The organism is Phyllobacterium sp. CCNWLW183 (assembly GCF_037203775.1).
In the GTDB taxonomy this organism is placed as follows: Bacteria; Pseudomonadota; Alphaproteobacteria; order Rhizobiales; family Rhizobiaceae; genus Phyllobacterium; species Phyllobacterium ifriqiyense.
In genome coordinates this window covers 185,075-206,727 of record NZ_JBBCBN010000001.1, presented here as the reverse complement: position 1 = coordinate 206,727, position 21,653 = coordinate 185,075, and the positions used below count along the sequence as shown (strand labels likewise).

Genomic DNA, 21,653 nt, shown 5'->3' with positions numbered 1-21,653 from the left:
GGCTCAGGTCCGCCATTTTTTTGGGCGGATTAGAGCCCGCTGCCGCATGTTTCCTGATACGCATCAGTTTGAAGCTCATGAATGCTCAAGGCGATCTGAATGCCAAGCGCACCGCAAATAATCAGGCTGGGTGCGGCTATCAGGATTCTCAATGCTGGCGACTTCGGAAATCCGGATATCGCGAAAATGCCAATACCCAGTACATAGACAACAAGAGCCGGCAGCGCGAAAACGAGAACCCCAAATGGCCCGTCACAATCCACACCGGATTGCCCCATCGCCGTGTACTCATTTGGTGTTGTTATTAGTGCTATTATGGCGAGTGGAACTGCCAGTACCGGCAAAGCAATTGCGCTGATGTTTCGAATGCTCATACCGGCGCCATTAGATGTTTGTCAAAAGATGCCCGGACTTCGTAACATGGTTTTGAGGTGGCTGGTAATCGCCTGTTAAGCAAAACACTGTTTTATGAGTGTGTGACAAATCAGGCCATCGTGACCTGATTCCGTAGCGATCCGGATAAGACAATGTGGACAAAACAGAGACGTAAAACCAGGCGGGGGCGCTTAATTGTTCCGCTGCTCGCCACCCTGTTTTTCGCCTATTTCGGCTTCCATGCCTATCACGGCGAATATGGTCTTTATTCCACCATTAAACTGCAGGAGCGAACCCAGCTGCTTCAGGCTCAGCTTGCTGCTGTCGTCGAGAATCGCAAGGAGCTTGAACGACAGGTTAAACTTATGCATGATGGGACAATTGAGAAGGATATGCTGGACGAGCAAGCTCGCAAAGCACTGAACGTTTCCCGTCCGGATGAGGTCACGATAATGCGTGGTTCCGGAGATTTGGCTATTAACTGATATCCGGTTAATAGCTATTTTGTTGTGTATTTTGAACGTCTTATTTGCATAGCACTTATTCGATTCTGCGTATTGTAAGTTCTGTCTCTGCTGCTATTCTCTTGCGACCAAGTCACAGGGAGTGAGATATGGCCACGAGGGCGAAAAAAAGCCCTGCGCGTTCCGCGCAGACTTCTGCTGCTAAAGCACCAAAACCAATCGAATTCACCAAAGAGCAAGAGCTGGAAGCCTACCGGCAGATGTTGTTGATCCGCCGCTTCGAAGAGAAGGCTGGTCAACTCTATGGCATGGGCTTTATCGGCGGCTTCTGTCACCTTTATATCGGACAGGAAGCGGTCGTCACAGGCATGCAAATGTCGCTCAAGGAAGGTGACCAGAACATCACCGGCTATCGTGACCATGGTCACATGCTCGCCTGCGGCATGAGTCCGCGGGGAGTGATGGCTGAATTGACCGGACGACGAGGAGGCCTTTCGAAGGGCAAGGGCGGCTCGATGCATATGTTCTCCAAGGAGAAGCATTTCTACGGCGGTCACGGTATCGTTGGTGCACAGGTTTCGCTCGGTACAGGTCTGGCATTCGCCAATCGCTACCGCGACAATGGCAATGTCTCGCTTGCCTATTTCGGCGACGGCGCCGCCAATCAGGGCCAGGTTTATGAAAGCTTCAACATGGCATCGCTATGGAAGCTTCCTGTCGTCTACATCATTGAAAACAATCGCTATGCGATGGGCACCTCGGTTTCTCGTGCATCTGCCGAAACTGACTTCTCCAAGCGTGGTCTCTCGTTCAATATTCCCGGTATTCAGGTTGATGGTATGGATGTTCGTGCCGTTAACGCTGCGGGCGAGGAAGCAACAGCCTGGGCCCGTTCCGGCAAAGGCCCGATGATCCTTGAGATGCAGACATACCGGTATCGTGGTCACTCCATGTCGGATCCGGCCAAATACCGTTCGAAGGACGAAGTGCAGAAGATGCGCTCCGATCATGACCCAATTGAGCAGGTGAAGAACCGGTTGATCGAAAAAGGATGGTCCACAGAGGACGATCTGAAGAAGATCGATAAGGACGTTCGCGATATCGTTGCAGATGCAGCTGATTTTGCGCAGTCCGATCCGGAGCCGGATGCATCCGAGCTCTACACCGACATTTTGCTCTAAGGGAGGCGCGATCATGCCTGTAGATATTTTGATGCCAGCACTCTCGCCAACTATGGAAGAGGGCAAGCTGTCCAAATGGCTGAAGAAAGAAGGCGATAAGGTCACGTCCGGTGACATTCTCGCCGAAATCGAAACCGACAAGGCGACGATGGAGGTCGAAGCCGTTGACGAAGGTACAATCGGCAAGATTCTTGTCGCCGAAGGTACTGACGGTGTAAAGGTGAACACCGTGATCGCCGTGCTGCTTGGTGATGGCGAAAGCGCTGATGATGCCGCAGCGCCCAAGGCAGATGCTTCCGCCAAGGCAGAAGCTGCGCCAGCACAGGCTGAGCCGGAAGCTCCCAAGCAAGAGACTGCTCCTGAAAAGACCAGCGTTCCTGCTGCGCCGAAAACTGAAGTTGCCGCTGATCCCGATATTCCGGCAGGCACCGAAATGGTTTCGACGACCGTTCGTGAAGCTTTGCGCGATGCGATGGCTGAAGAAATGCGCCGCGACGACTCGGTGTTTGTCATGGGCGAGGAAGTCGCTGAATATCAGGGTGCCTATAAGATCACTCAAGGCCTGCTTGATGAATTTGGTCCGCGCCGCGTTGTCGATACGCCAATCACGGAGCATGGCTTTGCCGGTGTTGGCGTTGGCGCTGCGATGACCGGCCTTCGTCCAATCGTTGAATTCATGACATTCAACTTTGCCATGCAGGCAATCGACCAGATACTCAACTCTGCTGCCAAGACGCTCTATATGTCTGGCGGTCAGATGGGTGCGCCGATGGTTTTCCGTGGCCCAAGCGGTGCAGCCTCACGCGTGGCGGCCCAGCATTCGCAATGTTACGCTGCATGGTATAGTCACATTCCCGGTCTGAAGGTCGTTATGCCTTATTCGGCTGCCGATGCAAAAGGCCTGCTCAAGGCTGCAATCCGCGATCCTAATCCGGTGATCTTCCTTGAGAACGAAATCCTTTATGGTCATTCATTTGATGTGCCGAAGCTTGATGATTTCGTCCTGCCAATCGGCAAGGCCCGTATCCACAAGAAGGGCAAGGATGTTACACTTGTCTCATTCGGCATCGGCATGAACTATACGGTGAAGGCTGAAGTCGAGCTTGCCAAGATGGGTATTGATGCGGAAATCATTGATCTGCGTACAATCCGGCCAATGGATATTCCAACAGTGGTTGAATCTGTGAAGAAGACAGGTCGCCTTGTAACCATTGAGGAGGGCTACCCGCAGTCTTCAGTTGGTACGGAAATTGCCACCCGCGTCATGCAGCAGGCCTTTGATTATCTAGATGCTCCAATCCTGACGATTGCGGGCAAGGATGTTCCAATGCCTTATGCTGCCAATCTGGAAAAGCTGGCGCTGCCAAACATTCAGGAAATTATCGACGCCGTCAAAGCTGTGACCTACACAGCATAAGGGGAGGAAACCGATATGCCGATCAATATCACCATGCCGGCGCTTTCTCCTACGATGGAAGAGGGCAACCTTGCCAAATGGCTCGTCAAAGAAGGCGATAAGGTTGGTCCCGGCGATGTTATTGCCGAGATCGAAACCGATAAGGCAACAATGGAAGTTGAAGCCGTTGACGAAGGTACCGTTGCCAAAATCGTCGTTCCGGCAGGCACTGAAGGCGTCAAGGTCAATGCCTTGATTGCTATTCTTGCGGCTGATGGCGAGGATGTTGGCGCTGCTGCCCAAGGCGGTGGCGATGCTGCTCCTGCCAAAGCAGAAGCAAAAGAAGAGAAGAAGGCTGAGCCAGCCGCAGAGGCGCCAAAGGCTGAACCGGCCAAGGCAGAAGCGCCAAAGCAGGAAGCACCTGCTGTTGATGCCAAGGCGGGCGATCGTCCATTTTCATCGCCGCTTGCGCGCCGCATAGCCAAGGATGCAGGGATTGATCTTGTCGCGGTTACGGGCACTGGACCGCATGGCCGCGTTATAAAGAAAGACGTTGAAGCCGCTATTGCCGGAGGCGGTGCCAAGTCGGCTGCGCCTGCCGCTGCAGCGCCAGCTACTGCTGCATCCGCGCCCAAGCCGATGTCTGATGACGCTGTGCTTAAGCTGTTTGCCGAAGGCTCTTACGAGCTTGTACCGCATGACGGCATGCGTAAAACAATCGCCAAGCGTCTTCTCGAGGCAAAATCGACGGTTCCTCACTTCTACCTAACTGTCGATTGCGAGTTGGATGCCCTTCTGGCCCTACGCCAGCAGATCAATCTTGCTGCACCAATGCGCAAAACCGACAAGGGCGATGTTCCGGTCTACAAGCTCTCGGTCAATGATTTCATCATCAAGGCGATGGCTTTGGCCTTGCGCGATGTACCGGAAGCCAATGTTTCCTGGACTGAAAGCAATATGGTCAAGCACAAGCATTCCGATGTGGGTGTGGCTGTCTCCATCCCCGGTGGATTGATCACACCAATCATCCGCAAGGCAGAAGAGAAAACCCTGTCGGCAATTTCCAACGAAATGAAAGACTTGGCCAAGCGCGCGCGTGATCGCAAGCTAAAGCCCGAGGAATATCAGGGCGGCACGACAGCAGTCTCCAACCTCGGCATGTTCGGCGTGAAGGATTTTGCGGCGATCATCAACCCTCCACATGCGACCATCCTTGCCATTGGGGCAGGCGAAGAACGTGCTGTGGTGAAAAAAGGCGAGATCAAGGTTGCTACGGTAATGTCCGTTACGCTTTCAACCGATCATCGTGCGGTTGACGGGGCCCTTGGGGCAGAACTCGCTCAGGCTTTCAAGCGGCACATTGAAAACCCGATGGGCATGCTGGTCTGAGAAAAGATATGAAAACAGTCCTCTGCTATGGCGACTCACTGACCTGGGGATATATCCCAGGAGGATCGGGTCGCCATGCACTGGCTGATCGTTGGCCAAATGCGCTTCAGGCAGAGCTTGGAGCGGGCGTCAATGTCGTCGCGGACGGTTTGAACGGTCGCACGACTGCCTATGATGATCATCTGTCAGGATTTCAAAGGAATGGTGCCAAGACACTGACCACCGTTCTTGGCACCCATTTCCCTCTCGATCTGATCATTATCATGCTTGGCACAAATGATATGAAAGCATTTATCTGCGGCAATGCGCAGGGTGCAAAACGAGGCATGCAGCGGCTGATTGAGATCGTCCGCACAGCGCCATACCAGTTCAATGCCCAGCCACCGCAGATACTTGTCATGTCGCCGCCCGCATTGGGCGAAACGGAAGGGCCGGAATTCCGGCTGACCTTCGAGCAGGGCATTGAGCAGTCGCGCTTGCTTGCTGCGTTTTATCGTGATGCCGCAGATATTGCCGGTTGCGCTTTCTTTGATGCCGGATCCGTTGTGAAAACATCACCGCTTGATGGCGTACATCTTGATGCAGAAAATACCCGGGCAATCGGCAAGGCCGTTGCACCCATCGTTCGAGACATACTCGATCTTTAATTCAGGAGGATAATGGTCTTGGCCAATAATTACGACGTGATCATCATTGGTTCTGGCCCTGGCGGCTATGTGACCGCAATTCGTTCCGCGCAGCTTGGCCTTAAGACCGCTATTGTCGAGCGGGAGCATCTGGGCGGCATATGTCTCAACTGGGGCTGCATACCGACCAAAGCATTGCTGCGTTCAGCGGAGATTTTCCATTACGGCCAGCACGCCAAGGACTACGGTCTTACTATTGAAGGCAAGATTTCCGCCGATATCAAGGCTGTTGTGCAGCGTTCGCGCGGCGTCTCTGCCCGCCTGAATGCCGGCATCGGCTTCCTGATGAAGAAGAACAAGGTCGATGTGATCTGGGGCGAAGCAAAGCTTTCAAAGCCTGGTGAGATCGTCGTCACAAAGACTTCAAAGAAGCCCATGGAGCCCCAAAATCCGGTTCCGAAGAACGCGCAGGGCGAGGGCACTTATACTGCCAAGCATATTATTCTCGCCACCGGCGCGCGCCCTCGTGCGCTGCCAGGTATCGAACCGGATGGCAAGTTGATCTGGACATATTTCGAAGCCATGATCCCGCCGGAAATGCCTAAGTCCCTTGTAGTCATGGGCTCGGGTGCGATTGGTATCGAATTCGCATCATTCTATCGCACCATGGGTGCGGAAGTCACAGTCGTCGAGCTTCTGCCAAATGTCATGCCTGTGGAAGACGCGGAAATATCCGCCATTGCCCGCAAGCAATTCGAAAAGCAGGGTATGAAGATCATCACGGAGGCCAAGGTAACCAAGGTTGAGAAAGCGGCAAATTCCATCACAGCCCATGTCGAAACCAAGGATGGCAAGGTTGAGAAAATTACTGCCGACCGTTTGATTTCAGCTGTGGGCGTTCAAGGCAATATCGAAAATCTTGGGCTAGAAGCGCTCGGCGTGAAGACAGATCGCGGCTGTGTGGTCATTGATGGTTATGGCAGGACCAATGTTCCGGGCATTTATGCCATTGGGGATGTGGCTGGCCCCCCCATGCTGGCGCACAAGGCCGAGCATGAGGGCGTTATCTGCGTTGAGAAGATAGCAAATGTCCCCGGGGTGCATCCAATGGAAAAAGACAAGATTCCTGGCTGCACTTATTGCCACCCGCAGGTCGCGTCTGTCGGTCTGACCGAAGCCAAGGCTAAGGAAGGCGGCCGTGAAATCCGCGTGGGCCGGTTCCAGTTTGCTGCAAATGGCAAGGCTATTGCTCTTGGTGAGGATCAGGGTTTGGTAAAGACCATCTTTGATAAGAAGACCGGCCAGCTGATCGGCGCTCATATGGTTGGTGCAGAGGTGACTGAACTGATACAGGGCTTTGTCGTTGCCATGAATCTGGAGACGACGGAAGAAGAACTCATGCATACGGTATTCCCGCATCCAACCTTGTCGGAAATGATGAAGGAAAGTGTGCTGGATGCTTATGGGCGCGTGCTTAACGCCTGATAGTTGAGGCGACAGGAAAGGAACCGAAGCTGGTAGTCATCAAAGACAGCAGGCCGTGGATCAGCTTTTCATGGTTGATCCTAAAATGGTCGACCCTGATCGGCATCGTGCTGGGGTTTGTGCCTGCTGCCTTGAGTCTGGTTTCAGGCAACACCATATCAGTCAACGGTTTGGCAATTACTGGCTGGACCGGAGTTTGGATGGTAACTTTTGCCTTTGGCTTGGGCGGGTTTCTTTTCGGTGCTATATGGGCCTTGGTATTTCGCGCCATTGCCATGGCGTCTGGACGCTAAAAAGGGAACGAAGATGGATCAGCCAGTCGGAATAATGGGTATGCCCGAAGTCGGTTTCTTCGGCATGCTGCTTATCGGCTTCCTTGCTGGCTATGTTGCCGAGAAGGCGATGAGCCGGAATCATGGGCTTTTCACCAATATTTTGGTTGGCATCGCCGGTTCCTTTGTTGGCGGGACGCTGGCAGGTCTGGTGAATTTCAATTTCTATGGATTCTTTGGAAATCTGATCGTTGCGACAGTTGGCGCAATTCTCATCCTGTGGGTCTTTGGTAAAGCCAAAGCCGCAAATTAGGATATTCTAATGGTAACGGTACTCGACACCATCGATCAAAAAAGGCGCTTGCGCCATCCGGAAAAAGCTAACCGTCCGGACACGGAGCTTCTCAAGAAGCCTGATTGGATACGTGTAAAAGCGCCCGTATCGAAGGGATACTCCGAAACCCGCGATATTGTGCGTTCCCATAACCTTGTCACGGTTTGTGAAGAGGCCGGCTGTCCGAATATCGGTGAATGCTGGGATAAGAAGCACGCGACCTTCATGATCATGGGCGAGATCTGCACGCGTGCCTGTGCATTCTGTAATGTCGCAACTGGCCTGCCGAAGGCGCTGGACCCTGAAGAGCCGGAGAATGTTGGCAAAGCAGTCCTGAAAATGGGTCTGCAACACGTCGTGATTACATCTGTTGATCGTGATGATCTGGCCGATGGCGGGGCGCAGCATTTTGCCGATGTCATCCTGGCCATTCGCCGCATTTCTCCCGGCACGACCATTGAAATTCTGACCCCCGACTTCCTGCGCAAGCCCGGCGCACTGGAAATCGTTGTTGCTGCCCGTCCAGACGTCTTCAACCATAATCTTGAAACTGTGCCTTCGAATTATCTGAAGGTTCGTCCGGGTGCGCGATATTTCCATTCCATAAGGTTGTTGCAGCGCGTCAAGGAAATCGATCCCACCATCTTCACTAAATCCGGCATCATGGTTGGGTTGGGCGAAGAGCGGAACGAAGTTTTGCAACTTATGGATGATCTTCGCTCTGCGGATGTGGATTTCATGACGATTGGCCAATATCTCCAACCAACGCGCAAACATCACGCTGTGCTCAACTATGTCACGCCTGACGAGTTCAAGTCTTACGCCACTATCGCCAAGACCAAGGGCTTTCTTGTTGTTGCCTCGAGCCCGCTCACACGTTCCTCGCACCATGCGGGCGAAGATTTTGCCAGATTGAAAGCTGCGCGCGAGGCGCTGCACGCAAGCCGCGCCTGACAAATGCCGAAGTTTGACACGACTCGACCTGTCGCCCACCGCGCAGAGCAGATGTTCGACCTTGTTGCCGATGTGGAAAGCTACCCGCAGTTTTTGCCGATGTGCGAGAGCTTGAAAGTACGCTCGCGCAAGGAACGGGACGGCAAGGTGCTGCTGATTGCGGATATGACAGTCGGCTACAAGCTTATCCGTGAAACCTTCACCAGTCAGGTTTTGCTGAAGCGCGAAGAAAACATCATCGAAACCAAATATATTGATGGTCCATTCCGCTATCTCGATAATCGCTGGCAGTTCGTTCCGGATGCAAATCCTGAGCGATCGACAGTGAAATTCTATATCGATTATGAGTTCAAAAGCCGTACGCTCGGATTTCTGATGGGCTCGATGTTCGATATTGCGTTCCGGAAGTTTACCGAGGCGTTTGAAAAGCGTGCGGATGCCATTTACGGTGTCGACGGCAAATCGCCAATTGCTTGAGAAGAGTTTGCCCGTGCAGGACGAAAACACCGAATATCAGCTTTGTGTCGAAACGCCATCCGTGGATGACTATCTTCGTCTTCGAATAATCTCGGGGTTAAGTCCGAAGGGCAGGGAAGCTGCCGAAATCGGACTACCGAACACCATTCACGCCGCGATCATTCGATATCAAGGCCAAGCAGTTGGAATGGGCCGGATTGTCGGCGACAAAGGCTGTTTCTATCAGGTCGTTGATATTGCAGTCGATCCGGAGCACCAGGGCAAGGGGCTAGGCAAGATCATCGTGGAAAATCTGGTGGACTATGTGCAAAACAATGCACCGGATGGTGCCTATTGCAGTTTGATTGCCGATGGTCCCGCTAAATATCTCTACGAAAAATTTGGTTTCGAGCCGGTCACTCCCAAATCGATTGGTATGGCGCTGAGGGTCAAGCGGACTTAGTTTCAAGTGCCGAAAGTGCCATATCTAGCGCAGTATTGACCGCGGCCATGCGAATTGAGGCCCGTCCCTTATCTTCAAACAGGTGGTGTGCGGCAACGGGCTCCTGACCCTTCAGTGCCAGTCCAAACCACACAAGTCCGACCGGCTTTTCCTTCGACCCGCCGCCGGGTCCCGCAATGCCGGTGACAGAAAGCGCAATTGCTGCGCGGGAGTGGGCAAGCGCACCCGTGGCCATTGCCAACGCCACTTCCTTTGAGACAGCGCCGTATTTCTCGATCATTTCCATAGGAACGCCCAGCATGTCATGTTTGGCTTCGTTAGAGTAGGTAACGAAGCCTCTGTCGACAACATCGGAAGAGCCGCCAATATCTGTCAGCGAAGCGGCGATCAGACCGCCAGTGCAGGATTCGGCGGTAACCAGCAGGATACCCCCACGCCGGCACGCTTCAAGCAATGCTATTGCCTTGGTTTCTGCAATAAGTGTGCTCATTCAGGTAGTCCGCCAGGATATATGACCGAGGCAGTTGCTATTGCGGCTATCCCTTCCTCGCGTCCGATAAAACCGAGTTTTTCATTTGTCGTCGCTTTTATAGAGATACGATCCGGCGTAATGCCCAGCATTTTTGCCAAAGCTGCGGTCATAGCTTCGCGGTGGGGCCCAACCTTGGGTGCCTCGCAGATTAAGGTAATATCCGCATTGGCGATCCTTCCGCCAGCCTCTTTCACAATCTTCACTGCATGTTCAACGAAGATGTGGGAAGCGGCACCCTTCCACTGGGGATCAGAGGGCGGGAAGTGCGTCCCGATATCTCCGGCGCCGCGCGTCGCCAGCAGGGCATCAGTTAGGGCATGCAGGGCGACATCAGCATCTGAATGCCCCGAAAGCTTCCTATCGTGCGGGATGAACACGCCAGCCAACCAGACACCATCGCCCGGTTCGAATGCATGAACGTCATATCCATTGCCGGTGCGGACGTCCGGGAAGGAGAATTGCTTTTGCGACAGACGATCATCGGCCATTTCAATATCCTTTGCCCAAGTGAGCTTTGTATTATCAGCGGACCCTTCGACTATGCGCACGGGCAGACTGTGCCATTCGGCGATGGCGGAATCATCTGTAAAGTCAGAGCGTCCGGCGGCATAAGCTGCATTATGGGCATCAAGAATGGGCTGGTAGGGGAAAGCTTGAGGGGTTTGCGCTGCATATAGGCCTGCACGAGGAACCGTTGCACTCACCATTGCATCGGGGCCGGCAGCCTTCAATGTATCGGACACCGCCAGTACCGGCAGGACACCGATATGAGGAGTAAGATTAAAGATAACGCGCTCGAGCAAATCTGCAGCTATGAAAGGCCGCACGCCATCGTGAATGAGTACGTGATCGATTCCCGCATTGTCCAAAGCCAATAAGCCCAGGCGGGTTGATTCCTGCCGCGTTGGTCCGCCGGTAACAGCCTTCACTTTATCGGCCACATCGCCCAGCGCCTGGGCAAATAATGCGCCATCCTCTTTGTGAATGACCACGACAATTTGATCGATCATGGGACAGCCAAGAAAAGCTCGAACCGTATGCATCAGCACGGCTTCGCCGCCGATCCTGCGATATTGCTTGGGACCTTCGACGCTTTGGCCAGCGCGTTCGCCGCGTCCCGCTGCCACGATGACAGCAGCTACCCGCAGTTTATTGTCGTCAGTCTTGGCAGGCACAATTCTCTCCGATCAATCAATCTGCGTTACCCTTTGCCAAACCGAAAGGCTAGAGGCCTTAGTTATTAAAGGTCGAAAACTGATCAGAGAAAGGCGTAGATTGCCTTGCGAAGCAGCATGATCCTGTCTAAAGGTTAGGCTATTATAAAATTGCATACGAAACAGGCAGACGTTGTGACCGATTTAAAGCAACCATTGACCGTAGGCGGCGTCAAATTGCGCAATCGCGTATTTCTGGCGCCGATGTCCGGCGTATCGGATTTGCCGTTCCGCCAGCTTGCGTGGCAGGCTGGCGCGGGAATGGTCGTGTCCGAAATGGTCGCGAGTGCGGAGCTTTGCACGCGGGAGCGTGGAAATCTGCTGCGGCTGAAGGGCGATGGATTAGGCACCCATGTCGTGCAGATTGCTGGTCGTGAAACCAGATGGATGTCGGAGGCCGCTCGTATTGCCGAGGGTGAAGGCGCCCATATCGTGGACATCAATATGGGTTGTCCTGCAAAAAAAGTAACCGGAGGCCTGTCCGGATCTGCGCTTATGCGTGACCTTGATCACGCTTTGACGCTGATTGAGGCAACCATCAATGCCGTCAAAGTGCCCGTAATGTTGAAAATGCGTCTTGGCTGGGACGATAATAGCATCAATGCGCCGGAACTTGCATCCAGAGCGGAGCAGGCGGGTGTACAGATGATAACGGTGCATGGGCGCACACGCTGCCAGTTTTATGAAGGCAAGGCGGATTGGCGGGCGATTCATGCGGTGCGTGATGTTATCTCCATACCGCTTGTTGCCAATGGTGACGTTCTGACCCGTGATGATGCTATTGCGATCCTGAGAGATTCTGGAGCCGACGCTGTCATGGTGGGGCGGGGATCATATGGGCAACCGTGGTTGCCGGGCTGGATTGCTGGCGATAGCTGCACGACGGGCCCCGAGACGGTGGCTGACTATGCGATTGCCCATTACGAAGCAATGCTGGCGCATTATGGATCAACGACAGGTATCCGCCATGCGCGCAAACATCTTGGCTGGTATCTCGATTTGCACGGGGTTGATATCGGCCCTGCCACGCGCGGTTCCATCATGACGGAAACCAATCCACTCCTTGTGGCAAAACGTTTGCACGATGCTTTGAGCCGCCCGCAGACAGATTTGAAGAAAGTGGCTTGATGACGGTACCTGAAAATACGCTTGCAAGCATGGTTCTCAATTCACTGCGCCATCCCGTGATAATGCTGGATGAAGCGGGTTATATCTCCTACGCCAATGCGGATGCGGAAGCTTTTTTTCGTTCAAGCGCCACAATCTTGAGCCGCAATACACTTGATATGCTGCTGCCCTTTGGCAGCCCTCTATTGGCTCTTGTTAAACAGGTGCGCGAGAGCCCATCGCCGGTAAATGAATATCGCGTGGATGTCTCATCACCGCGCCTTGGCCAAGACCGGATCGTCGATCTTTACGTGACGCCGGTGAGCGAGTCTCCGGGGTCCATCGTTATCCTGTTCAAGGAACGTTCCATGGCGGAAAAGCTTGACCGCCAGATGACGCATAGGGGCGCTGCGCGTTCGGTTACGGGCCTTGCCTCGATGCTCGCACATGAGATCAAGAATCCTCTTTCAGGCATACGCGGTGCAGCCCAGCTGCTGGAAACCGGTCTTAATGACGATGACAGAGCTTTGACGCGGCTGATAACCGACGAAACTGATCGTATCGTATCGCTTGTAGATCGCATGGAAGTGTTTTCGGATGAGCGACCGATTGAACGGGAAGCAGTCAATATCCACGTGGTTCTGGATCACGTCAAAGCTATCGCCAGAAACGGTTTCGCCAGCCACATAAAGTTTCATGAGGATTATGATCCCTCGCTGCCCTATGTTTTCGCCAATCGCGATCAACTTGTGCAGATATTTCTCAATCTCGTAAAAAATGCAGCCGAATCCATAGGCGCAAACGAGCCCGGTGAAATCACACTCTCCACGGCATTTCGCCCCGGAATCAGGCTGTCGGTACCGGGGATGCGCAACCGCGTTTCGCTCCCGCTTGAATTTTGCGTTTCCGACACCGGCGCTGGCGTTTCACCCGATATCATGCCGCATTTGTTTGATCCGTTTGTCACGACAAAACCCAACGGTTCTGGCCTTGGGCTTGCACTTGTAGCGAAGATCGTTGGTGACCATGGCGGTGTCATTGAATGCGATTCATTTCCCCGCAAGACAACATTCCGGATTTTGATGCCTGCTTGGCAAAACGGTCCGCTTGACGATGACCACGCAGATGACAATCCATACCCCACTAAGACAGGATTCTGATAATGAGTTTGGGTAGCATTCTCGTAGCCGATGACGATGCGGCAATCAGAACGGTTCTCAATCAGGCGCTTTCGCGTGCCGGTTATGATGTTCGCATAACGTCGAATGCCGCAACGTTGTGGCGCTGGATCTCGGCAGGTGACGGCGATCTCGTGATTACCGATGTGATCATGCCGGACGAAAATGCCTTTGATCTTTTGCCGCGTATAAAGAAATCCCGTCCGGATCTGCCGGTTATCGTTATGAGCGCGCAAAACACGTTCATGACAGCTATTCGCGCCTCGGAAGCTGGTGCTTATGAGTATTTGCCAAAACCGTTTGATCTGACCGAATTTGTCAGCATTGTTGGCCGGGCTTTGGCTGAGCCGAAAAAGAAGCTCGACAAACGACCTGTAGATGAGCAACCCGATACAATGCCGCTGGTGGGTCGTTCTCCCGCCATGCAGGACATTTACCGCGTGCTTGCCCGTATGATGCAGACTGACTTGACGGTCATGATTTCCGGTGAATCCGGTACGGGCAAGGAATTGGTGGCTCGTGCGTTGCATGAATATGGTCGGCGACGCAAAGGGCCATTCGTTGCAATTAATATGGCGGCAATTCCTCGTGATCTGATTGAATCAGAATTGTTCGGGCATGAACGCGGAGCCTTTACCGGAGCGCAGAACCGCTCAAGCGGGCGTTTCGAACAAGCCGATGGCGGAACACTTTTTCTCGACGAGATTGGCGATATGCCAATGGAGGCCCAGACGCGCCTGCTACGTGTCCTGCAGCAGGGCGAGTACATGACCGTTGGTGGACGAACACCGATCAAGACGGATGTCCGTATAGTTGCGGCGAGCAATAAGGACCTTCGCACCCTCATCAATCAGGGGTTGTTTCGCGAAGATTTGTACTACCGCCTTAACGTGGTGCCGCTGCGTTTGCCCCCGCTGCGTGAACGCGGGGAGGACATTCCTGATCTGGTCCGGCATTTCTTCAAAATGGCGGTCAAGGATGGTCTTCCGGAAAAACGCATTACCGGCGCCGGTTTGGATCTTATGCGCCGCTATCCCTGGGCGGGAAATGTGCGTGAACTCGAAAACCTCGTTCGGCGCTTGGCAGCGCTCTATCCGCAAGAAGAAATCAATGCGGATGTCATTGAAGTTGAACTGAAGGCGGATTTGCGCCCCGCAGAGCCATCATCGAATGGCTTGGCGAATGAAGACATTACCATTGCTCAAGCAGTGGAATTGAATATGCAGCGGTACTTTCTGTCCTACGGAGACGACCTGCCGCCAGCGGGACTTTACCAGCGCGTACTGGAAGAGGTTGAGTACCCGCTTATCTTGTCGTGTCTGACTGCCACTCACGGCAATCAGATCAAGGCCGCCGAGCTTTTGGGGTTGAATCGCAATACGTTGCGCAAAAAAATTCGCGAATTGGGTGTCAATATCTACAAGAACAATAAAAGCGACCGCTAAGGGCGGCCGCGTAAACGGCCACCCGAATATTTCTCTCAGGCAATCGGTCCGAGATAGTCGAGCTTGCCTACTGAAACGCCATTATGGCGCAGGATGTTCTGCGCGGTTGTGACGTGAAAATAGAAGTTGGGCAAAACGAACTTGGTGATGTAATCATCGCCGCTTAGCGTTGTCTTCAATTTGCCGAAGCTCAGCGTGACTTCTTTTGAAGAAGCGTCACGAAACGCGCTTTCATCCACGCTTTTCAGAAAATCCACTGTTTTTGCAACGCGCTCCTGCAACTCTGCAAACGTCTTCTCTTCGTCGGGCATTTTAGGTGGTTCGATAGAGGTAAGGCGGCCAATAACACCTTTTGAGGTATCGCTTACCCGCTGTACCTGACCGGAAAATGGCAGCATGTCCGGTGCAAGCCGCGCATTGATAAGTACGTCTGGGCTTATTTTCTTCTCAGTCGAAAACGCTTCTGCCTTATCAATCAGCGATGAAACAATGGAAAGCCCGCGTAACAGAGCGGGTATTGAAATAGCGTAGGTTGAATTGGACATGGGTGTCTTTCCTGGAAGGTCGTTGCAACTGCATGGATGCCAACTTCACGCGCAGCTGGCTGAGTGGCAGATACGCCTCAGCTTTGTTTTTTCAAGGCCAGCGCCAAAGATTGCCGCCATTCAGACGTATCTGTCTACACTGTTTGGCGCTTTGGCTGATATATTTCTATGTATTCGCTGTTTGCGTGAACGATCCGGTTTCGCCCTTGATTTTTGGCGGCGTAGAGGCACTTGTCAGCTGCCACAAGCGCTTCTTCCAAAGGCTGGCCCGGCTCGTGAATAGCAATACCGACACTCACGGTGACGTTCAGTTCAGAAATGCGCAAGTAAGTGGGGATTTCCCGCATACCCATAAGAATTTTGTGTGACAGCCAATCAGCTTTGCCAATGTCGGCATTGGTGAGAAAAAGAGCAAATTCTTCGCCGCCAAACCTTGCGGCAAAATCCCATTCGCCAATAACGGAGCGCAGCAAGATGCCGATTTCCTGTAAAACGCTGTCGCCGACTGCATGTCCATAACGATCATTGATTGATTTGAAATGGTCGGCATCAATGTAGAGGATTGCGCCTGCACTTTTCGCTGGGTTGCACAACGTAATTTGCCTTTGCGCTTGGAGATAAAATTCATTCCTGTTTGACAGTCCCGTCAAATCATCTCTGCGCGAGGCAAGATCAAGCAGCGATGCGGTCTGTTTCAGGCGATAGTTCAAGCCAACCAGAAATGAACCGAGTGGAGCACTAACAATTATGACGATGGCCGTTGTCACGATCAGAACATTGTTAATTTGGCCCAGATCAACCAAGGCAAAGAACGCCACAGCCAGGACATTTGCCGCGATAGTTGCCATTAAGACCATTATGACGACCTGTCGATAAGGCGACATATTGCCAAATTTGGTCATCCAGAAGTCGTAGGTCGTCATTGCACCCACCGCGAAGTTGATACACTTAATTACAACCGTGATTTGTGAAGAAGCTATGCGTAAAACGCCGTAAATTTTAATAGTTGGCTGAATTGTTGATGTTTCATGTCGACTATTGCAAATGGTTGTGCATTTCACACAACCCAAACGATAAAGCGTTGCATTTCCGCCACAATGTGTTGCATGAGTGCCACTTGGTTGGGGTCACATAGCAATGCTCTTGTCAAACTCGGTCAACACATTGAACGGTTCTGTATCCGGCGCTAGGGGCGGCGTTACGCAGAGGTTCTTTTCACGTCTGGGTATTGTAACAGTAATACTGGCGATGCTGACCACAGGCGTAACATTCCTTATTCTGACCGGGGTTACACCGATCCATCCGGATAGTGATGTAACTTTGCTGCTGACCAGCATCAATGCGGTTTTAATCGTCGCGCTCATTTTGTTGATTGGCCGCGAAATTTACCGTGTTGTCCAGGCGAGGCATCGGGGAAAGGCGGCATCTCGTCTTCACGTGCGTCTCGTTGTGCTTTTTTCGCTCGTGGCTGCCGTGCCGGCAATGATCGTGGCAATTGTCGCCTCCATCACCCTGGATATGGGGCTTGATCGGTGGTTCGAAATGCGAACCTCGACGATTGTAAAATCGTCGATCAGCCTGGCGGAAGCCTATATTCAGGAAAGCGCACGGAATCTGCAGTCCACGAGCCTCGAAATGGTCGATGACCTGGACACGCAACGCACATTGTTTGATCTGGACCGCAGCGGTTTCGTCCGGCTAATGACACAGCAGGCACTCGGGCGGAACATGATTGCGGCGTCGATAATCCGTACTGACGGAAGCACGGTGGTGCGCGCTGATATTCAAACGGCAACACCGATACCGACAGTTGCAAAGTCAGTTCTTGAAACTGCCTCTGACGGAAAACCTGTGCTTATTCCGCCAGATCAGACCAATCTGTTGAGTGCCGTCATCAAACTGCGTGAGATCCCGGGCGTATTTCTCTATGCGATACGGCCGGTCGATCCGGATATTCTCAATACCAGTCGGGCGATGGAGAAAAAGACCGCTGACGCTGCAATCGCCGCCGACGGCAATGGCATCACAACACAGATTCTCTTTGCGATGCTGTACTTCGGATTGACGCTTACTCTGCTTCTCTCTGCAATTTGGACCGGCATTGCGGTAGCGGATCGTCTCGTTCGCCCAATACGCTTGCTCATCGGTGCAGCCGATAATGTTGCGACTGGCAATCTGAATGTTTCTGTTCCTGTTCACCGCTCTGACGGTGATGTCGGGTCATTGTCCCAGACGTTCAATACAATGGTCCGTCAATTGGGCAGCCAGCGCAAAGACCTTGTTTCGGCGAAAGATCAGATCGACGAGCGGCGCCGCTTTTCAGAGGCTGTGCTGTCAGGCGTTACCGCAGGTGTCATCAGCGTCAATGCTGATGGCGCGATCGGCATTTTAAATCGCTCTGCTGAAACCATGCTGGCACTCGATCCGATTGCCTCGCGTGGTAAAAACCTGTCCGCTCTTGTTCCGGAAATCGGTCTGGTATTTGAAGTGGCGCATGCCACCGGACGATCCGTCTATCGTGAACAGGTAACCATGTCGCGTCGTGGCAGCGCCCGGACATTTAACGTTCAGATTACCGTGGAAGATGCTGAATCCATAGAACACTCATATGTTGTGACCGTTGATGACATAACGGATCTGGTTGAAGCGCAACGCTCATCTGCCTGGGCCGATGTGGCGCGGCGCATTGCGCATGAAATCAAGAATCCGCTTACGCCCATTCAGCTATCGGCAGAACGCTTGCGCCGCCGTTTTGGCAAGGTGATCACTGAAGACCGGGAAGTTTTCGACCAATGCACCGAAACCATTATCCGGCAGGTCGGCGATATTGGTCGCATGGTTGACGAGTTTTCGTCGTTTGCGCGCATGCCCAAGCCGGAGATTAAGGCGATGGACTTGCGTGAAGCGCTTCGTGAAGCTTCGTTCCTCGTGGAAGTAAGCCGCAGCGATATCCGTTTTGAACGAGATTTCGGTACCGTGCCGTTAATTGGTCAGTTTGACACCCGTCTTTTGGGGCAAGCCTTTGGCAATGTTATCAAGAACGCCGCTGAAGCGGTGGAGGCGGTTGTCAAGGAAGGGCATGTTGACGGCCATATCCTCATCAGATCACGCGCGCAGGAGGGTTCGATCGTTGTTGAAGTTCTCGACAGCGGCAAAGGATTGCCGCGCGAGCATCGTCAACGTCTGCTCGAACCCTATATGACGACACGCGAAAAAGGGACTGGCCTTGGCCTTGCTATCGTCAAGAAGATCGTTGAGGACCACGCCGGACACATAGAACTACACGATGCGCCGGACGATTTTTACGGGGGGCGAGGCGCAATGATCCGCATGATTTTTCCAATGAACCAATCTGCTTCCGCAGATTCAGAAAATCCCGATAAAACGGCAAAACAGGTGAATTCAAATGGCATCTGACATTCTTGTAGTCGACGACGAAGTCGATATCCGCGAGCTTGTTGCAGGCATACTGAGCGACGAAGGTTATGATACGCGCGTGGCATCGGACGCCGACAGCGCTCTGGCTGCCATAGATGAACGAATTCCGCGTCTCATATTCCTTGATATCTGGATGCAGGGTAGCCGTCTTGACGGTCTGGCCCTGCTTGATGAGATCAAGCTGCGTCATCCGGAAATTCCCGTTGTCATGATTTCGGGTCACGGAAACATCGAAACAGCTGTCTCGGCAATCCGCCGGGGTGCCTATGATTTCATTGAAAAACCATTCAAGGCTGACAGGCTTATCCTGATTGCCGAGCGCGCGCTTGAAACCTCCAAGCTTCGCCGCGAAGTCTCCGACCTGCGCAAGCGTTCGTCGGAGAGCTTCGAGCTTTTAGGCTCTTCGCTATCGATGAATCATTTGCGGCAAACAATTGAGCGCGTGGCGCCAACCAACAGCCGAATCATGATTACCGGTCCATCAGGCGCGGGTAAGGAACTGACGGCCAGAGCAATTCACGCCTTGTCCAGCCGGTCGAAGGGTCCATTCGTCAATCTCAATGCTGCGACCATCACGCCTGAACGTATGGAGGTTGAACTTTTCGGTACGGAATCCGATGGCGGAGAACGCAAGGTTGGCGCGTTGGAGGAGGCACATGGTGGCATTCTTTATCTCAATGAGATCGCTGATATGCCGCGTGAAACGCAAAACAAGATTCTGCGCGTTCTCGTCGATCAGCAATTTGAGCGTGTGGGCGGTACCAAGCGGATCAAGGTTGATGTGCGGATCATCTCGTCGACGGCGCAAAATCTTGAGGCGATGATCGCAGAGGGCCGTTTCCGCGAGGATCTGTTTCACCGGCTTGCAGTTGTTCCGGTTATTGTTCCGCCGCTTGCGGACCGCCGCGATGATATTCCCGCTCTGGTAGACTTTTTCATGGCACAGATCGCTGATCAGGCTGGTATCAAGCCACGCAAGATCGGCCCCGATGCGATGGCGGTTTTGCAATCGCATTCCTGGCCGGGCAATATTCGGCAGTTGCGCAACAATGTTGAGCGATTGATCATCCTTGCTCGCGGCGATGATCCTGACGCTGTTATCACCGCAGATCTGCTTCCAGCGGAAATTGGCGATACTTTGCCCAAGGCCCCTACAGAGTCTGACCAGCATATTATGGCTTTGCCGCTGCGTGAGGCGCGTGAGCGTTTTGAGAAGGAATATCTGATCGCGCAAATCAACCGATTTGGCGGAAACATCTCGCGTACGGCGGAATTCGTTGGTATGGAACGTTCGGCACTGCACCGGAAGTTGAAGTCCCTCGGGGTATAGCAAAATGCGAGTAATTATCTGCGGGGCGGGCCAGGTAGGTTATGGCATAGCTGAACGGCTTGCCGCCGAAGATAATGATATTTCCGTCATCGATACGTCTGCGGAACTCATTGAGGTTATTCGCGATACGCTGGACGTACGCGGCTTCGTTGGACATGGCGCTCATCCGGATGTTTTGGCGGCGGCAGGCGCTGATCAGGCAGATATGATTATTGCCGCGACGCTTTATGACGAAGTAAATATAGTTGCGTGTGAGGTCGCGCACGCGTTGTTCAATGTGCCTACCAAGATTGCGCGTATCCGCGCGCAGGCCTATCTTCAATCGCACTATCAGGATCTATTCTCACGCGATCACATGCCCATCGACGTGATCATTTCGCCGGAATTGGAAGTGGGCGAGATGGTGTTGCGGCGCATCGCGCTTCCCGGTGTTAGCGATGTCGTTCGGTTTGCCGATGAGAATGTAGCGGTATTGGCCATCGAATGCCTTGAGGACTGCCCGGTCATCAACACGCCCTTGTTTCAGCTTACCGATCTTTTCCCCGATCTGGTTGCGACAGTCATGGCAATTGTGCGTAACGACAAGCTGTTCATACCTCACTCGACAGACCAGATGTTTAGCGGCGATATCGCTTATGTCGCTTCCATTAAATCGCAGATCCATCGAACATTAGCTTTATTTGGCCATGAAGAACCTGAGGCGACCCGCATTGTCATTGCTGGCGGCGGCAATATCGGCCTTCATGTTGCGCAGACTATCGAAGCGAAGCAGCCAAAGACCAAGGTCAAGCTGATAGAGCCAAATCTCAAACGCGCCAACACGATCGCGGACGAGCTTCGCCGGTCCCTGGTTCTGCACGGCAGTGCGCTGGATCAGAAACTTCTCTACGAAGCCGAGATACAGGATGCCGACCTGATGGTCAGCCTGACGAATGACGATCAGGTCAACATGCTTGCAGGTGTCATGGCAAAGCGTATGGGCTGCAAGTCCAATCTCGTGCTGATCAACAATCCTGACTATCTCGACCTCAGCAAGTCACTTGGCATAGACGCGCATATCAGCCCGCGCAGTGTCACGATTTCCCGCGTGTTGCAGCATGTCCGTCGAGGCCGAATTCGCGCTGTTCATAGCGTGCAGAAAGGGCAGGCGGAAATCATTGAAGCGGAAGCGTTGGAAACCTCGCCGATGGTTGGTGCGCCTTTGCGCGAGCTTGATTTGCCGGCTGGCTTGCGGATAGGCGCAATCTATCGCAATGGTGAAGTTATCAAGCCCGATGGTAACGTTCGCATAAAACCAAAAGACAGAGTGGTGCTTTTTGCCACGGCGGAGACAGTCAAGCAGGTTGAGCAGATGTTCCGGGTCAGTCTCGAGTTCTTCTAGCGTAGTTGAGCTGAATAAAAACAAAGAGTTGCATTGTAGACCTGCATTCAAGAAATCCTCCATCTCACAGCTTCCAATCCATGAGTAT

At 53.0% G+C, this 21,653-nt stretch carries 21 protein-coding genes; 16 read left to right on the top strand and 5 right to left on the bottom strand.

Going from position 1 to position 21,653, the window contains the following annotated elements:
- Positions 1-29: 29 nt before the first annotated feature.
- Positions 30-374: a hypothetical protein gene (locus V9K95_RS01055; protein ID WP_336440082.1), complete on the bottom strand. Its 345-nt coding sequence runs from the start codon at positions 372-374 to the stop codon at positions 30-32.
- Positions 375-527: 153 nt separating this feature from the next.
- Here V9K95_RS01055 and V9K95_RS01050 point away from each other — a divergent pair, with 153 nt between their 5' ends.
- From V9K95_RS01050 to V9K95_RS01000, 10 genes are all read left to right on the top strand, one after another.
- Positions 528-860 carry an FtsB family cell division protein gene (locus V9K95_RS01050; protein ID WP_115053045.1) on the top strand — a complete coding sequence of 111 codons (333 nt, stop codon included), beginning with the start codon at positions 528-530 and terminating at the stop codon, positions 858-860.
- Positions 861-988: 128 nt separating this feature from the next.
- Entirely contained in the window at positions 989-2,020 is a 1,032-nt protein-coding gene (pdhA, locus tag V9K95_RS01045; RefSeq protein ID WP_115053046.1) for a pyruvate dehydrogenase (acetyl-transferring) E1 component subunit alpha, read from the top strand.
- A 13-nt stretch (positions 2,021-2,033) separates the two neighbouring features.
- Positions 2,034-3,437, top strand: a complete 1,404-nt coding sequence (locus V9K95_RS01040) for a pyruvate dehydrogenase complex E1 component subunit beta (RefSeq protein ID WP_115053047.1) — start codon at positions 2,034-2,036, stop codon at positions 3,435-3,437.
- A 15-nt stretch (positions 3,438-3,452) separates the two neighbouring features.
- Positions 3,453-4,805 (top strand): pyruvate dehydrogenase complex dihydrolipoamide acetyltransferase, encoded by a 1,353-nt coding sequence (locus tag V9K95_RS01035; protein WP_336440083.1) that lies wholly within the window; start codon positions 3,453-3,455, stop codon positions 4,803-4,805.
- Positions 4,806-4,813: 8 nt separating this feature from the next.
- A complete protein-coding gene (locus V9K95_RS01030; RefSeq protein WP_336440084.1) occupies positions 4,814-5,452 on the top strand; it encodes an SGNH/GDSL hydrolase family protein in 639 nt (212 codons plus the stop codon).
- An 18-nt stretch (positions 5,453-5,470) separates the two neighbouring features.
- Complete coding sequence (lpdA, locus tag V9K95_RS01025; RefSeq protein WP_115053300.1) at positions 5,471-6,916, top strand: dihydrolipoyl dehydrogenase; 1,446 nt, start codon at positions 5,471-5,473, stop codon at positions 6,914-6,916.
- A gap of 306 nt (positions 6,917-7,222) precedes the next feature.
- Entirely contained in the window at positions 7,223-7,501 is a 279-nt protein-coding gene (locus tag V9K95_RS01015) for a GlsB/YeaQ/YmgE family stress response membrane protein (RefSeq protein WP_336440085.1), read from the top strand.
- Between the two features lie 9 nt (positions 7,502-7,510).
- Positions 7,511-8,476 (top strand): lipoyl synthase, encoded by a 966-nt coding sequence (lipA, locus tag V9K95_RS01010; RefSeq protein ID WP_115053051.1) that lies wholly within the window; start codon positions 7,511-7,513, stop codon positions 8,474-8,476.
- A 3-nt stretch (positions 8,477-8,479) separates the two neighbouring features.
- Positions 8,480-8,953, top strand: coding sequence for a type II toxin-antitoxin system RatA family toxin (locus tag V9K95_RS01005; protein ID WP_115053052.1), 474 nt, complete (start codon positions 8,480-8,482; stop codon positions 8,951-8,953).
- Between the two features lie 13 nt (positions 8,954-8,966).
- Positions 8,967-9,395: a GNAT family N-acetyltransferase gene (locus tag V9K95_RS01000; RefSeq protein WP_115053302.1), complete on the top strand. Its 429-nt coding sequence runs from the start codon at positions 8,967-8,969 to the stop codon at positions 9,393-9,395.
- Here the strand turns inward: V9K95_RS01000 and V9K95_RS00995 are convergent.
- Both V9K95_RS00995 and V9K95_RS00990 read right to left on the bottom strand, forming a co-directional pair.
- Positions 9,382-9,885 carry a CinA family protein gene (locus V9K95_RS00995; RefSeq protein ID WP_336440086.1) on the bottom strand — a complete coding sequence of 168 codons (504 nt, stop codon included), beginning with the start codon at positions 9,883-9,885 and terminating at the stop codon, positions 9,382-9,384. The two genes, V9K95_RS01000 and V9K95_RS00995, sit on opposite strands and share 14 nt — an antisense overlap.
- Positions 9,882-11,102 (bottom strand): bifunctional 2-C-methyl-D-erythritol 4-phosphate cytidylyltransferase/2-C-methyl-D-erythritol 2,4-cyclodiphosphate synthase, encoded by a 1,221-nt coding sequence (locus tag V9K95_RS00990; protein WP_336440087.1) that lies wholly within the window; start codon positions 11,100-11,102, stop codon positions 9,882-9,884. The genes V9K95_RS00995 and V9K95_RS00990 overlap by 4 nt, the downstream gene beginning before the upstream one ends.
- 174 nt (positions 11,103-11,276) lie before the next feature.
- Between V9K95_RS00990 and dusB the strand changes: the two genes are divergently transcribed.
- The 3 genes from dusB to ntrC are packed head-to-tail and all read left to right on the top strand — an operon-like array spanning position 11,277 to position 14,871.
- Positions 11,277-12,269 carry a tRNA dihydrouridine synthase DusB gene (dusB, locus tag V9K95_RS00985; RefSeq protein ID WP_336440088.1) on the top strand — a complete coding sequence of 331 codons (993 nt, stop codon included), beginning with the start codon at positions 11,277-11,279 and terminating at the stop codon, positions 12,267-12,269.
- Positions 12,269-13,408: a two-component system sensor histidine kinase NtrB gene (locus V9K95_RS00980; protein WP_115053055.1), complete on the top strand. Its 1,140-nt coding sequence runs from the start codon at positions 12,269-12,271 to the stop codon at positions 13,406-13,408. Before dusB ends, V9K95_RS00980 begins: the two co-directional genes overlap by 1 nt.
- A gap of 2 nt (positions 13,409-13,410) precedes the next feature.
- On the top strand, positions 13,411-14,871 hold the full coding sequence (ntrC, locus tag V9K95_RS00975; protein WP_115053056.1) for a nitrogen regulation protein NR(I): 1,461 nt from the start codon (positions 13,411-13,413) through the stop codon (positions 14,869-14,871).
- Positions 14,872-14,906: 35 nt separating this feature from the next.
- Here the strand turns inward: ntrC and V9K95_RS00970 are convergent, their stop codons facing one another.
- Together V9K95_RS00970 and V9K95_RS00965 are read right to left on the bottom strand one after the other, a co-directional pair.
- Positions 14,907-15,416, bottom strand: a complete 510-nt coding sequence (locus V9K95_RS00970; RefSeq protein ID WP_115053057.1) for a DUF1993 domain-containing protein — start codon at positions 15,414-15,416, stop codon at positions 14,907-14,909.
- A gap of 134 nt (positions 15,417-15,550) precedes the next feature.
- The gene (locus V9K95_RS00965; protein WP_336440089.1) at positions 15,551-16,339 is read right to left on the bottom strand and encodes a GGDEF domain-containing protein; all 789 of its coding nucleotides are present in this window, start codon (positions 16,337-16,339) and stop codon (positions 15,551-15,553) included.
- A 214-nt stretch (positions 16,340-16,553) separates the two neighbouring features.
- On the opposite strand from V9K95_RS00965, the gene V9K95_RS00960 reads away from it, so the two are divergent.
- The 3 genes from V9K95_RS00960 to trkA are packed head-to-tail and all read left to right on the top strand — an operon-like array spanning position 16,554 to position 21,565.
- Positions 16,554-18,833, top strand: coding sequence for a sensor histidine kinase NtrY-like (locus V9K95_RS00960; RefSeq protein ID WP_336440090.1), 2,280 nt, complete (start codon positions 16,554-16,556; stop codon positions 18,831-18,833).
- Positions 18,823-20,184 carry a nitrogen assimilation response regulator NtrX gene (gene ntrX, locus V9K95_RS00955; RefSeq protein WP_115053060.1) on the top strand — a complete coding sequence of 454 codons (1,362 nt, stop codon included), beginning with the start codon at positions 18,823-18,825 and terminating at the stop codon, positions 20,182-20,184. Before V9K95_RS00960 ends, ntrX begins: the two co-directional genes overlap by 11 nt.
- A gap of 4 nt (positions 20,185-20,188) precedes the next feature.
- Positions 20,189-21,565: a Trk system potassium transporter TrkA gene (trkA, locus tag V9K95_RS00950; protein ID WP_115053061.1), complete on the top strand. Its 1,377-nt coding sequence runs from the start codon at positions 20,189-20,191 to the stop codon at positions 21,563-21,565.
- Positions 21,566-21,653: the final 88 nt, after the last annotated feature.

Excerpts from the sequence above, each read along its gene's own strand:
- lipA (WP_115053051.1), top strand. The coding sequence starts at position 7,511 with ATGGTAACGGTACTCGACACCATCGATCAAAAAAGGCGCTTGCGCCAT.
- V9K95_RS01050 (WP_115053045.1), top strand. The coding sequence starts at position 528 with ATGTGGACAAAACAGAGACGTAAAACCAGGCGGGGGCGCTTAATTGTT.
- V9K95_RS00970 (WP_115053057.1), bottom strand. The coding sequence starts at position 15,416 with ATGTCCAATTCAACCTACGCTATTTCAATACCCGCTCTGTTACGCGGG.
- V9K95_RS00965 (WP_336440089.1), bottom strand. The coding sequence starts at position 16,339 with ATGACGACCTACGACTTCTGGATGACCAAATTTGGCAATATGTCGCCT.
- trkA (WP_115053061.1), top strand. The coding sequence starts at position 20,189 with ATGCGAGTAATTATCTGCGGGGCGGGCCAGGTAGGTTATGGCATAGCT.
- V9K95_RS01040 (WP_115053047.1), top strand. The coding sequence starts at position 2,034 with ATGCCTGTAGATATTTTGATGCCAGCACTCTCGCCAACTATGGAAGAG.
- ntrC (WP_115053056.1), top strand. The coding sequence starts at position 13,411 with ATGAGTTTGGGTAGCATTCTCGTAGCCGATGACGATGCGGCAATCAGA.
- V9K95_RS00980 (WP_115053055.1), top strand. The coding sequence starts at position 12,269 with ATGACGGTACCTGAAAATACGCTTGCAAGCATGGTTCTCAATTCACTG.
- V9K95_RS01030 (WP_336440084.1), top strand. The coding sequence starts at position 4,814 with ATGAAAACAGTCCTCTGCTATGGCGACTCACTGACCTGGGGATATATC.
- ntrX (WP_115053060.1), top strand. The coding sequence starts at position 18,823 with ATGGCATCTGACATTCTTGTAGTCGACGACGAAGTCGATATCCGCGAG.
- V9K95_RS00995 (WP_336440086.1), bottom strand. The coding sequence starts at position 9,885 with ATGAGCACACTTATTGCAGAAACCAAGGCAATAGCATTGCTTGAAGCG.
- V9K95_RS01055 (WP_336440082.1), bottom strand. The coding sequence starts at position 374 with ATGAGCATTCGAAACATCAGCGCAATTGCTTTGCCGGTACTGGCAGTT.
- V9K95_RS00960 (WP_336440090.1), top strand. The coding sequence starts at position 16,554 with ATGCTCTTGTCAAACTCGGTCAACACATTGAACGGTTCTGTATCCGGC.
- V9K95_RS01035 (WP_336440083.1), top strand. The coding sequence starts at position 3,453 with ATGCCGATCAATATCACCATGCCGGCGCTTTCTCCTACGATGGAAGAG.
- pdhA (WP_115053046.1), top strand. The coding sequence starts at position 989 with ATGGCCACGAGGGCGAAAAAAAGCCCTGCGCGTTCCGCGCAGACTTCT.
- V9K95_RS01005 (WP_115053052.1), top strand. The coding sequence starts at position 8,480 with ATGCCGAAGTTTGACACGACTCGACCTGTCGCCCACCGCGCAGAGCAG.
- V9K95_RS01015 (WP_336440085.1), top strand. The coding sequence starts at position 7,223 with ATGGATCAGCCAGTCGGAATAATGGGTATGCCCGAAGTCGGTTTCTTC.